The organism is Bacillus sp. Nf3, assembly GCF_003028545.1.
In the GTDB taxonomy this organism is placed as follows: Bacteria; Bacillota; Bacilli; order Bacillales; family Bacillaceae; genus Bacillus; species Bacillus safensis.
Map to the genome: position 1 here is coordinate 612,902 of NZ_PYUA01000003.1, position 12,876 is coordinate 625,777.

Below are 12,876 nucleotides of genomic sequence, written 5' to 3' on the forward strand. Positions count from 1 at the left end.
ATGTCTTTATATTAAGCCAGCTAAAAGGAGAAAATAATGTCTGAAATGATTTATTTATTGTCCTTATTTGCAATTGTTTAAAATAAAAAAGAACATTTAGCAGCATCTTATTTTTTTGCTAAGTGTTCTCTGAATTGCTTTGGTGTCTGATGATATTTGTTTTTAAAAATCCGATAGAAATAACTTACATTCTCATATCCAACTTGATCTATGACAGAGGCAATTGGCATATCTGTACTTTCCAGTAACTCTTTCGCTTTATTTAAACGTTTTTCTTGAAGTAATTCTTTAAATGTAAAGTTGGTAGCCTTTTTAATCTCTTTACTTAAAGCATAAGGGGGCTGGCTTAATTTTGTGGCTAATTCATTCAGTGATGCACTCTGGAAATGTTCATCAATATACTTTAATGATTCAACAATTAAATAATGTTGTACAGGATTGTCTTCTGTATGTTCGGCCTTATCAGCGTGTTTAATTAACTCCACCATTAAAAGACCCATATACAATTTAATGGTGGATTCAGACATAAAAGCAGGAGACATAATTTCAATAATAATTTTTTTTATTAATTCTTGAATGCTTTCTACTTCTGAAACTTTAAAGTAAAGGAATTGTCCATTTTGAGTACTGTTATATAAACTGTTAATTAAGAAATTACTAATTCTATTTTCAGTCGTTAAAAACGAAAAGATAAAATCAAAAAAATGAGGTAAAATGATAAAATTAATAATAATGTCTTCTTCTGCACAAGCTTGAGTTTCATGCTCAATATGCTGGTTTAAAAATAACAGCTCCCCTTGTTGCAAATTTATTCTTTGATTCCCTACTTTTTGGTTATACTCTCCATTGTAAACATAATTAATCTCAATGTAGTCGTGTTTATGTTTAGGAAAATCCACAAAGCGTGTATGTTTTCGAACCGTAATCATACTCTCTTGATTGAGAAATTTTTGACTTTCTATAATAAAATTAGACTGATTGGTATAAATGTCTTTATTTATCTCTCTTCTGTTTTGTAGAATCAGTTCCTCTTCATCTGTTATCTTTAATAATTGATTTAGAAGATCATGTTGCATAGGTTTCTCCTTTGTTTATAATCTTACTTCATTGTTTACTTAAACTTCTTCACCCAAAGCGCACATACCTTCTTTCTTTTATAGAGTCTAACTCCATGCTTTTTAAAAGGAGACTACCTAAAGTAGTCTCTTTATTATTATACTAGCTTTCCAAAGCCCATAGGTTTTTACAAAAGTGCTATCTCTTATAATAATGATCAGCTAGCCCGACAGCTTTTTTCAGCTTCTTTTAATTTTTTAGATTTATATTCCATTTATTTAGAGTAAGACTTTGAAAAACCTGTTCTCCATGTCGGATATTTAAGAGTCCACCCAATTTCGTTTTTAGCTTTGTGGTTCGAGGCTCCTCTCTCCCAAGAGTTTGCTTCTGGTTGAATGTCTGGTACTGGTGCCCCTAGGACTTGTGCGTATACAGGAAGCCAGTCTATCCCCTTGCCTGGTTCATCATCCACAATGTTATACGTACCCTTTGGCCAATCTAGCGCCAGCAAAGCAGCATTGGCAGCATCTTCGACATGAACAAAAGAAGATACCCCATTTGTAGCCTTTATTTCTTGGTTCATGACCTTTTTTGCTGTATCCCCATTCATACCAAACCAAGTTGCAGGTCCATACAAAGTACCATATCGTAAAATGACATGCTCAGGAATTTCTTTTACAGCTTCCTCGAGAGACAACACTCCGTTAATCGTCGTTTTTCTAGGCATCGATGCATGTATGTCCAATGCGGTTTCTTCAGTTGCAGGAGTTGTGCCTGGTTCATAGGCCCATGAAATACTCTGAGCGATGATTTTTTGTACCTGTGCCTGTTTTGCAGCATCTACTAAATTTCGTGTCCCTTCTATTCGTATACGCGCATTTTCTGAGGAGCTTCCTTGACTTAGAGACGTTAATTGATGAATCACAACATCGGGTTTCACTTCATCTAGAATTTTCATGATTTGTTCTCGGTCAAACACATCTGCAAGAATGGCTTTGGCTCCTGTTTTTTCAATGGCCCCCCTTTGCTCTTCTTTCCGCGTCATGCCAATGACATCGTGACCAGCTTGTACGAGCTGCGGCAGCAACAATCTCCCAATAACACCACTTGCACCGGCTACGAAAATTTTCATAAATATAGACCTCCAGTTTCTTATTACATTCTTTTATTTTCGCAAAATATGTTAATCTTCTTTAGACATCATAGTCAGAGATAGAATTCCCATCGCTATAGAGATGAATACCATTGCCAATATTCCTGCATTAAAATTCCCCATACGATCATGCAAATAACCAGTTAAGAGTGGCCCGGACGCTCCAATCAGAAAGCCTATACACTGAGTCATAGCCGCCCATGAGGCCGCCTCTTCAGGCGAAGTAGTCAGTTCAACCGGAAGCAAGTTGAGCAGTGCAAATAGCATACCTGATCCCAAACCACAAATGAACACAGCAAGCCATAAATAAGTGGAAAAGAAAATAAGTAACAGACCAGCAGCTTGCATCATAGAGGATACAATGAGCCAGTTTCGTCTTGAAGGGTGCCTTTTAAGCAGCTGCTGCACAACGGTACCACTCGGAATTTGGATCAATGCGAACAAGGTAACCATAAGACCTGCGTGAAGTTTGGATGCACCTGCTCCAATAAGGATTAAGGGAAGCCAGCCTAAAAGCGAATAAAATACAAGAGATAACATTCCGAATTGCACAGCTAGTATCCATGCTTTCCTCTTTTGCCAAGGTAGTTCTAACGATTTTCCGAATGAAACGGTTGAGTTCAGTTTAGAGCTGGAAGACTGTCGCTTTAGTACATGAAACCATAGCGGCAAAGCGAAAAATACAGGTATCACCCAGAACGATAATGACTTTTGCCACGAATGAAGCATCCAATGTAAAGGTGAAGTAAAGCTTGAACCAAGAGCCGCACCAAATGCTAGAGCCATGGAATAGATTGCAATCATGGTGGGTGCTCTGTCAGCCATATGCTTTTTTATAAAGCCAGATAACAAGGGCCCCATCATGGCTATACCCATACCAGATAACAATGTAGTGAAAAATAACAATGAAGCAGAATGGATAAACAGGCGTAAAAGTGTACTGCCTCCGATCAGCGACAGGGAGAAGGTGATGACCTGCTCAATCCCTAGCTTTTCACTCAATTTTACTGAGAATGGAGCTAGTATGCCCATACATAACACCGGAATAGAAACAAGTAAGCTGGATACAGCTCCGCTTAGGCCAAGTTCATGTTGAATACTTCCCAAGACAGGTGCAATAGATGAAACAATGGGTCTCAAATTGAGTGATGCCATAAACAGTGCCGTAATGAAAAGCCAACGATTCAATTCGTAGTCTTTGTCGATGAGTACCGGAGATATACTTTCCACTGCTGCGTTCATCGTCGGTGCTCTAAGTTGGTTCGTTCTACGGTTTCTCATACAATTCGCTTCTTTCTATAAGGAATGGGATTTGGCATGACTTATAATATCATGATATATTGGTCGTTATTAGATCCATTTTTCATGCATTTTGATCATACCAATTTATCGTAAAAGGAGATTTCTCATGCAATCTGGAAGGAATGAAACGAAAACCAGACAGGTATACTCGTGGATCAGAGACCGAATTATGCAAGGCAGTTACAGGGCTGGAACCTCCCTTCCCTCCACCCGGGAGCTTGCTAAAGAACTTGGGGTCTCACGCGCCCTTATTGTGGAAGTATATGAGCAGTTAACAGCTGAAGGATTTTTGGAAGGTAAACAAGGTTCGGGAACCTTTGTTAGAGATATAGGTTCAAGCAGATCGCTGCATGTACAATCTGAAGAGATGAATGACAGGCATGAGAATGTTTCCTCAGCTTGCGAGAATCATGTATCTATTGATTTTCGTCCTAGCTTTCCTGCTCTCGAGCATGTTCCTCTTCAGAAATGGAAAAGAGCTGCACTGGATGTGTATCATGATCTTCCACCTTCTATGCTTGGATACGAAGAGGATATGGCTGGCAATATTGAGCTTCGACAAGCAATTTGTGAGCATCTTCTCCATATTAAAGGTTTTCATTGTCAGCCATCGCAAATTATTATTACGGCTGGCGCAACTCAGGCTTTTTCGATACTCAGCAAGCTTTTATTAATGCCTGGTGAAACGATTGCTATGGAAGATCCGACGGCAACATTTATTCATCATCTTTTCGCTGAAACGAACTCTCGGATTATACCTGTGCCTGTCGATGCCGATGGTTTATGTGTAGAGCAGCTGCCAACCGATGTAAAGCCTAAATGCATCTTTGTAACACCTTCTCATCAGTTTCCATTTGGGAGTATTCTGTCGATCAGCAGGCGCCTCCAATTACTTGACTACGCTCGCAGCACAGGCGCCTACATTATAGAGGATGATTATGACAGCGAGTTCCGTTATGGAGGAATGCCTGTTCATGCCTTGCGAGAGCTTGATGCAGAGCGGGTAATCTACGTAGGAACGTTTAGTAAAAACATGTTCCCTGCCCTAAGGCTCGGTTATATTGTGGCCCCGCAAGAGTTGGTGGAATCAATCGTGCAACTTAAACGTACGACCGATATGCAGTGTCCTGCCCTATCACAATTAACTTTGGCCCGATTTATGAACGAGGGCCATCTGAAACGACATATTCTGCGAATGAAACGAATTTATCATAAAAGAAGAACTCACCTGATTCATGCGTTGACGGATACGTTCGGGGAAAAGATTCAAATATCGGGCGATGCTGCGGGTTTGCACCTGATTGCAACTTGGCCAGGAAGAAACGCTAATCTTTTGACTGCAATGGAGCTTGAGAAGCATCGTATCAAAATCTACCCGGCTGAGCGGTATACCATTCGAAAAGATCAGTATAATGAGAGCCTGATTATGGGATTTGGCAATGTGAACGAGACACAGATTTCCCAGGGTGTTCAAGTTCTTTCACAATTTATATAAACTGTAAAAAAGGAAGGACATTTTGTCCTTCCTTTCTTGTACCTGCTTGAGGTCATGTTTTGACCCATTAATATATGGCTCATTCGGATAAATCATCAATAAATGGTATGCACTATAACGATCTTCTAATCCTTTTAGATGCTGACGATCATGACCCCAAGAAGAATAATAGCAATTCCAGCCCATTGACTCTTTATTAGCTTTTCTTTTAAAATCAAACCGGCCATTAGTATAGTAACGACACTATATAATGAAGTAAGTGCAGTTGTGCTCGTTGTGTAATCAACGGCTTGCCCCATATTAAACGAGAGTAGTGCTCCTGTATCCAGCAGAGCGGCTACTACCAGAACCATACCGATAGACAGGCTTATGCGCGGAAGTTGAATTCTCTTTACACGTAGAAGTACAAACGCACAGAAAAATTGTATGATTCGTGTGATGAGTACAGGAAGAATCACACCAAGATGAGGTGTAATGTATCCGATTGCCCAAAAATAAAAACCGATGCATATCGAGGCGATAATGGCTTCTGGTATGCCTGACAACGTCACTTGTTGTCCAGCCTTATTGCTTGATCTCGTTACCGTAAACACTCCAATAATCAGCAGGATGACTCCGATAATTGAATTGAAAGGCAATCGTTCACCACCTACAAAAGCGAGAATTGCAGTGACAACAGCGAATCCTGAGCCGATAGGAGATACGATTGACAAAGTCCCCTTTTCAAATGCTCGATATAACAATAAAGTACCTATAAAGTTGATGACACTGATACCAGCTATTCCAAGCCATGCCATGATTGGGATCGAGCTTTTATCAATGTGTGGTGATTGTGTAAGTACGAACACTCCCAGCAAAAGTGAGGCAATAAACTGAATCCCTAACAAGGCAGGTAACGTTTGAACCTTCCTGGTGGCCTGGGTAACCATAAAATCCGATAAACCAAAACAAAATGCTGCAATCAGGCCAAATAACATATGTTTTTCCTCCAAATTTCCCCTGTCAATAACCGAGTTATTTATTATTTATGGCATCATCGAATTCCGGATGCAGACGTTTTTTCCGGATCGAAGTTTTCTTTTCCAAATTCTTGTATAACAATATAAAGCTAAACATAAACACACTTGCAAAAAATGTGGCATAGGGTAGACTCCAAATTTTTTCTTCAGGAAATACAAAGGTTAGCAATGGTATAGCGAACAAAGCAGGAATTCTGACAAGAAAAAGTCGAGATATCATGATTGCTATAATCATATCTATGAATGCAGCTAACACATGCGATTCAACCTGCATGAAAATCAGAACAGCCAATGATGCTGATACCGTTAGAGAAAACCCTTGTTTTAACGCAATTTGCCCTGAGTAGACTGGTTTTTGTAGCGATTCATATACCACAACAAAAACTGGTGGAATCACTGCTATCTGCTCATAACCCAATACCCAGCAAATACTGAGCCAGCACAGTGAAATCACCAGAAATATGCCCATGTATTTGTATTGAATTATCGACCATTTTACGAGATTTTTGTTAAGCTGACATACGACAACTCCGGCCATTAAGATCAGCATGAATAAAAAGACAATGAATACAAATGACCATCCCTCTGTATGAGTGGCAAGTGGTAATAAACCGGTAGCGATGGCTGGTGCAAGATTCGAGCATATTAATCTCATAAAGAGCATGACTATCATTAGAGTAAGCATTACCTTTATTGGATAAAGAATTTTGAACTGATACATGATGATTCCAATCGCAGCTGTTGAGGTAGGTGCAATCAAAATGATGGATGGGCGTCTTATCCATTCTGGCTCTCTGTATACCCACATGGCTATGGCCATCGCTGCAGCTTCTGGTAAAATAATCTCGGAATGTTGTAACAGGACGGATAAGCCAACCATTGAAAGAATGAATGATATCGCAATTACGTAAGATGATTTATCGATTTTCTCAGTGAAGTAATTTCTTGCATACATATGCTCCCCTTTCATTTCATCTTAATGGAATTATGTTATTGGATAATCATAGCTATGATTCTTATACAAGCATGCTGTTAGATTTATGCTAGCATGAGTCATTTGGATTTTTTAAGTACCAGTATAGACAGTTTTTTGCATACCAATTTTGAAGATTTTCGCGTTGAAGGTAAAGTACTATTTATCATAATTAGATGACAAAACAAAAACCATGTCATCACTTAGGTGACATGGTTTTACTTATTTAACAAATACTCAATGTTCTACTTCTTTTATGATTTTAGTTTTTTAATGATATGTTTGATTCTTAAGGAACTTTTCAATCTGAATATTTAATTCTAAAATATTGACACGAGGTTCTCCAAAAAGACCTAATTGGCGATTTTTTTGATTCTTTTTTATTAGAGCCATTAGTTGATCCGGAGCAATACCTGTTGCTTTAAAAATTCTTGGCACCTGTAATGCAGCTGCCTCTGGTGACAAATCAGGATCTAATCCAGAACCTGAAGTGGTAATTAAATCAGGTGGAATTTTGCTGCCTATATTTCTATTCTCGCCCCTTACCTGCTTTATATTTTTTTCTACTAATTTAATATATTCCTTTGATGCAACAGCAGAATTTGTGGCAGCTGAAGCAGTCGGATCATACTTAGCAGCTGATAATCTTGGATGAAACCATTGAACTCCTTTGAAATCTTGAGCTAATAATTCTGAACCTGCTACCTTCCCATTGTAAATGACAAGGCTTCCTTCAGCTTGTTTATGAAATAAAGCTTGAGCTACCCCTGTTGTAGCCAAAGGATAAACCAACCCACAAAGTATCATGAAAACTATTGACGTACGTAATGCGATTATCATTGATTTCACTTGTGTTCTCCTCCACTTTCTTTTTAGGCGAGATGCAATGCGGATACGATAACATCAATCATTTTAATACCAATGAACGGCAAAATAATGCCGCCAAGTCCATAAATGATTAAGTTTCTAAACAGTAGCCTATTTCCGTCCATTGCTTTATACTTTGCCCCCTTCATCGCAACAGGAATAAGAAGAGGAATAATAATAGCATTAAAGATTAAAGCAGAAAGCAGTGCTGAATTTGATGATGTTAAATGCATAATGTTAAGTGATTGCAACTGCGGGATGGTCATAAGAAATAGAGCTGGAATGATGGCAAAGTATTTAGCGATATCATTAGATATGGAAAAAGTTGTTAAAGCTCCTCTCGTAATGAGTAGTTGCTTCCCAATCGCAATAACAGATAAGAGTTTTGTCGGATCTGAATCTAAATCAATCATGTTGGCTGCCTCTTTTGCTGCCATCGTTCCAGAATTCATCGCAACCCCTACATCGGCCTGTGCTAAAGCCGGTGCATCATTTGTTCCATCACCTGTCATGGCAACAAGTTTACCTTGTGCTTGTGCCCTCTTAATCGCGTCTATTTTATCTTCTGGTATAGCTTCTGCTATAAATTCATCTACACCCGCTTCTTTTGCAATTGTAGCTGCAGTTAATGGATTATCCCCTGTACACATAATAGTTTTAATTCCCATGCCCCGCAGCTCTTCAAAACGTTCTCTTAGTCCAGGTTTTACAGTATCTTTCAAATAAATAATTCCGTATATCTTATTATTAATGGCGACTGCTAAAGGTGTTCCTCCTGCCTTTGCGACCCTATTAGATATTTCCTCAAAGTCAGCAGGTATGCTTCCGCCATTTTCAATGATATATTTCTTAATTGAATCTACTGCGCCTTTTCTAATAACTGTTCCATTCTTTAGATTTAGGCCGGACATTCTTGTTTCCGCTGTAAATTTGACGATCTCTGCATGACTGTCATCTTCGTTCCAATGAACTCCTAGTTTATTAGCAAGCTCTACTATTGACCTTCCTTCTGGAGTTTCATCTTTAACAGATGCTTTTAGAGCTGCTAATGTAACATCCTCTTTGTTCACATTAGCTACAGGAACAAATTCACTCGCCATACGATTTCCGAAGGTAATTGTGCCTGTTTTATCTAATATCATTGTATCTATATCACCGGCAGCTTCTACTGCTTTACCTGACATAGCCAGCACATTAAATTCAGTGACACGGTTCATTCCTGCAATTCCAATGGCGGAAAGTAAGCCTCCAATTGTAGTAGGAATGAGACAAACGAGGAGTACTATTAATGTTGTGACATCAAGTTTGACATTTAAATAATCTGCGATCGGAACAAGCGTCATAATAACCACTAAAAAAATTAAGGTTAATACCGTTAAAAGTGTTGTAAGTGCAATTTCATTAGGTGTTTTTTGACGAGACGCTCCTTCTACTAAAGAAATCATTCGATCGAGAAATGATTCACCAGGATCTGCTTGTATTTTCACAATAACGTAATCTGAAACGACCTTTGTTCCTCCTGTTACCGAGGAGAAATCACCACCAGCTTCTTTAATGACAGGTGCAGATTCACCTGTAATGGCTGATTCATCAATAGATGCTAACCCTTCAATGATTTCACCATCAGAAGGAATGATATCCCCAGTATCTACCCGTACAATATCTCCTTTATGTAAAGAAGTAGATGGGAACTCCTGATAGCTTCCGTCTTTTTGTCTTACTTTTGCCAATGTTTCTGATTTTGTTTTCCTTAACGTATCTGCTTGTGCTTTACCGCGGCCTTCTGCAAGAGCTTCTGCAAAATTAGCAAATAATACTGTAAATAATAGAACAAGAAATACAGCAATATTGTAACCGTGTCCGATGTTACTTTTGCCAAAGATGCTAGGGTTAAAGGATAAAATCAGTGTCATGAAAGTTCCTACTTCTACTACAAACATTACGGGATTTTTAATCATTACCAATGGATTTAACTTTTTAAATGCATCAATACTTGCTTGAAAAATAACACTTTTTGAAACAGCTTTATTCTCAACTGCCACGAGGCATCCTCCTTATTTGTTTCGATGCATGACTGTTCTGTTACTGAAACATTCCTAAATGTTCTGCTATTGGCCCTAGAGCTAGTACCGGGAAAAATGTAAGAGCTCCGACAACTAGAATGATGACTAATAGAATAACCGTAAACATGGGTGTATCTGTACGAAATGTTCCAGAAGTTGTTGCGACGACCTTTTTAGTAGCTAATGAACCTGCAATTGCTAGCATTGCGATAATGGCAATATATCTTCCGAATAACATAACGAAACCGATCGCTATGTTATAAAAATCAGTGTTAGAGGTAAGACCACCAAAAGCTGATCCATTATTAGCTGCACCTGATGTAAAAGCATATAATACTTCTGATATCCCGTGGAAACCTGGGTTTAATATGGATGAAACGGGTCCTGAGAACGATAAAGCTATTGCTGTAGGAACTAGGATAAGAATTGGGTGAATTAAGATAGCGATTGAAACTAATTTTATTTCTCTAGCTTCAATCTTTTTTCCTAAAAACTCCGGTGTACGCCCCACCATAAGCCCACAAATAAAAACTGTCAGTATGACGTATAGCAATCCATTTAATAGTCCTACTCCTTTACCTCCGAATATGTTATTTAACATCATCTGAGCCAATGGAACAAGGCCACCTATAGGCGTTAAAGAATCATGCATGTTGTTTACTGAACCAGTTGTTACTGCTGTTGTAACTGCGGTAAACAAAGCAGATTCTGATATACCAAAACGAACTTCTTTGCCTTCCATATTCCCATTAATACCCAAGTGGTTTAAAGCCGGCGTCCCGTTATATTCGGCAATAAACACAACAGAAAGGAACACGATAAACATCATGCTCATTGTGGCAAATATAGCAAATCCTTGCTTTTTGTTTTTAACCATAACTCCAAATGCATATACTAAAGCAGTAGGTAGCAGCATCATAGATAAAATGTGAACAAAGTTTGTTAATGGAGTTGGATTTTCAAATGGATGTGCTGCGTTCGTTCCAAAGTATCCCCCTCCATTTGTTCCAATGTGTTTAATAGACTCTAAAGCTGCTACGGGCCCTCTTGTTATCATTTGGGTAACGCCTTCTAGAGTTGTAGCATGAAGCGCACCGTGAAGTGTCTGAGGCACTCCTTGAAATACTAAGAATAAAGCGACAATAAAAGATAAAGGCAAGAATACACGGATGATAGAACGAACAAGGTCAACGTAGAAGTTGCCAAGGTTATCTTGACGTCCTATTAAACCGCGCATAAATGCAATGGCTACGGCAAATCCTGTAGCAGCTGATGTAAACATAGGGAAAGTAATAGCTATCATCTGTGATAAGTATGAAAGCGAATTTTCCCCACTATACGCTTGCCAGTTAGTATTTGTAATGAAAGAAGCAGCTGTGTTAAAAGCTAATCCAGGAGACATATTCTCTATACCGTCCGGATTTAAAGGCAAGTATTTTTGTAATCTGAAAACTCCATACATCAATATCATCATGATAAAATTAGAAAGCAGAACAGCAAAGACGTACTTTTTCCACCCCATATGCTCTTTTTCGTCAACTCCAATTAAACGATAGATCACACGTTCCACTGGTCCGAAAAATTGATTCAATCTTGTTTCTTCGTAATTGAATACTTTTTCAAGGTAGATACCAACTGGCTTAACTAAGAGCCCAATAATGAGTAAGGTGACCACTATCTGTATAAGTCCCATCGACATGTTTATTTCCTCCTACTTGCCGCTCTTATATTTGTAATATTTAAAATTTTTCGGGTTTAATCAGCACATATAACAAGTAAATGATCATAACTAATCCAATGATTGCAGGTATAATCATATGATTTTCCTCCTTATGCTCTCTCACAAAACAAAGTAAAAAAACAGAAAATAACAAAGGATACTATGAAGAAACTGATTACCATTAAGTCATTCATCGTTTTTTTCTCTCCATTCATTCATGAAGTGCACCGTCATTTTAATTTCGTCACTGCTGCCTTTCTTATGGACTTTCTATCGTTCATCAACCTACTCTCCCTACTTATTGGATTGATCTAAATGAGGCAAATTTTTAAATTTACGCTTAATTCCTAACGAACTTGAAATAAGCCTAAGAATAAAAAATAGACCAATGCTTACTTATCTCCCTGTGAAATGGTAAAGAAACAAATAGGTATCTATCGCTATGCCTTTGAAGTTAAAGACATAGAATTCCTATCCTTCTCTTAACAATTTCAACTGTGGAAGAAAAGTACTCATTGGTCTACCTAATGCCTAGCTAGCGTTAAGCTCTCCCTGCATTCTGTCTCCCTGTTCTTTTCTTAAGATACAGTTTAAAAACACCTTAAAACAAATAAAAAAGACCTACATAACATGATTCAATAAATATTTTACTGCAAAAGCAATAGAATATCCGTTGAATCAATAGGCGGTCTGTTGACCTCCTTCGCTTTAGCCGACGAAGTTAGCTGACGGGTAGGATGGCGAAAGAGTAATCTCATCCCTTCTACAACATGTAGAATTAACCCCAATTAATTGGTTCCTCCGTTCCTGAATATTCAGGACTAGGCCGATATATGTTGAATGAATGGTTTGATTATACGATGATAAATTTTACTTGTAAAGAGACATTTTAAAAAAATAATTTAGTTATGGTCTTTCTTTTTCATTAATAACCAATAAACGAATCTTAGGCTTCTCTTCTATATCCTCCTCCTCAAAAAAATTTTCTTTACAATATCAGTATCATTAATTATGATAATTGATGTTTTAACAAATGAATGAACTTAAATCGCTAAATCTTGATGGTGAGAGCGGGGGAACCAGAATAAAATGGAGCTGATTCATTTTTAGGGGTGAATCTCATCATTTTGAGTAGGGCAACTCTCATGCCCGAATCCGACAGCTAACCTCGTAAGCGTTTGAAGAGAATTGTTCCTTTTTGCTTATAGGCTAGTGAATTCCTAGATTC

The 12,876-nt window shown here is 38.2% G+C and carries 10 protein-coding genes and 2 riboswitches; of the genes, 1 reads left to right on the forward strand and 9 read right to left on the reverse strand.

The features are described 5' to 3' along the window. Positions 1 to 107: 107 nt before the first annotated feature. The 3 genes from C9414_RS12595 to C9414_RS12605 all read right to left on the reverse strand — a co-directional run bounded on the left by C9414_RS12595 (position 108) and on the right by C9414_RS12605 (position 3,490). Complete coding sequence (locus C9414_RS12595) at positions 108 to 1,076, reverse strand: AraC family transcriptional regulator (protein WP_047203131.1); 969 nt, start codon at positions 1,074 to 1,076, stop codon at positions 108 to 110. A 254-nt stretch (positions 1,077 to 1,330) separates the two neighbouring features. Continuing rightward, complete coding sequence (locus tag C9414_RS12600) at positions 1,331 to 2,188, reverse strand: NAD-dependent epimerase/dehydratase family protein (protein WP_047203132.1); 858 nt, start codon at positions 2,186 to 2,188, stop codon at positions 1,331 to 1,333. Positions 2,189 to 2,239: 51 nt separating this feature from the next. Further along, positions 2,240 to 3,490: an MFS transporter gene (locus C9414_RS12605; protein WP_107163753.1), complete on the reverse strand. Its 1,251-nt coding sequence runs from the start codon at positions 3,488 to 3,490 to the stop codon at positions 2,240 to 2,242. A gap of 127 nt (positions 3,491 to 3,617) precedes the next feature. On the opposite strand from C9414_RS12605, the gene pdxR reads away from it, so the two are divergent. Beyond that, a complete protein-coding gene (gene pdxR / locus C9414_RS12610; protein ID WP_107163754.1) occupies positions 3,618 to 5,006 on the forward strand; it encodes a MocR-like pyridoxine biosynthesis transcription factor PdxR in 1,389 nt (462 codons plus the stop codon). A gap of 134 nt (positions 5,007 to 5,140) precedes the next feature. On the opposite strand, the gene C9414_RS12615 is transcribed toward pdxR, so the two are convergent. The 6 genes from C9414_RS12615 to kdpF form a co-directional block, all read right to left on the reverse strand. Next, a complete protein-coding gene (locus tag C9414_RS12615; RefSeq protein WP_107163755.1) occupies positions 5,141 to 5,983 on the reverse strand; it encodes a DMT family transporter in 843 nt (280 codons plus the stop codon). 37 nt (positions 5,984 to 6,020) lie between these two features. Then, complete coding sequence (locus tag C9414_RS12620) at positions 6,021 to 6,980, reverse strand: hypothetical protein (protein ID WP_107163756.1); 960 nt, start codon at positions 6,978 to 6,980, stop codon at positions 6,021 to 6,023. 288 nt (positions 6,981 to 7,268) lie between these two features. Further along, on the reverse strand, positions 7,269 to 7,838 hold the full coding sequence (gene kdpC / locus C9414_RS12625) for a potassium-transporting ATPase subunit KdpC (protein WP_249117691.1): 570 nt from the start codon (positions 7,836 to 7,838) through the stop codon (positions 7,269 to 7,271). 32 nt (positions 7,839 to 7,870) lie between these two features. After that, a complete protein-coding gene (gene kdpB / locus C9414_RS12630) occupies positions 7,871 to 9,907 on the reverse strand; it encodes a potassium-transporting ATPase subunit KdpB (protein ID WP_107163758.1) in 2,037 nt (678 codons plus the stop codon). A gap of 40 nt (positions 9,908 to 9,947) precedes the next feature. Continuing rightward, complete coding sequence (gene kdpA / locus C9414_RS12635; protein ID WP_107163785.1) at positions 9,948 to 11,621, reverse strand: potassium-transporting ATPase subunit KdpA; 1,674 nt, start codon at positions 11,619 to 11,621, stop codon at positions 9,948 to 9,950. 46 nt (positions 11,622 to 11,667) lie between these two features. After that, positions 11,668 to 11,745: a K(+)-transporting ATPase subunit F gene (kdpF, locus tag C9414_RS20625; protein WP_075612384.1), complete on the reverse strand. Its 78-nt coding sequence runs from the start codon at positions 11,743 to 11,745 to the stop codon at positions 11,668 to 11,670. Between the two features lie 598 nt (positions 11,746 to 12,343). Beyond that, positions 12,344 to 12,486: riboswitch (cyclic di-AMP (ydaO/yuaA leader) on the reverse strand. Positions 12,487 to 12,687: 201 nt separating this feature from the next. Continuing rightward, positions 12,688 to 12,841: riboswitch (cyclic di-AMP (ydaO/yuaA leader) on the forward strand. The last annotated feature ends 35 nt before the right edge of the window (positions 12,842 to 12,876 follow it).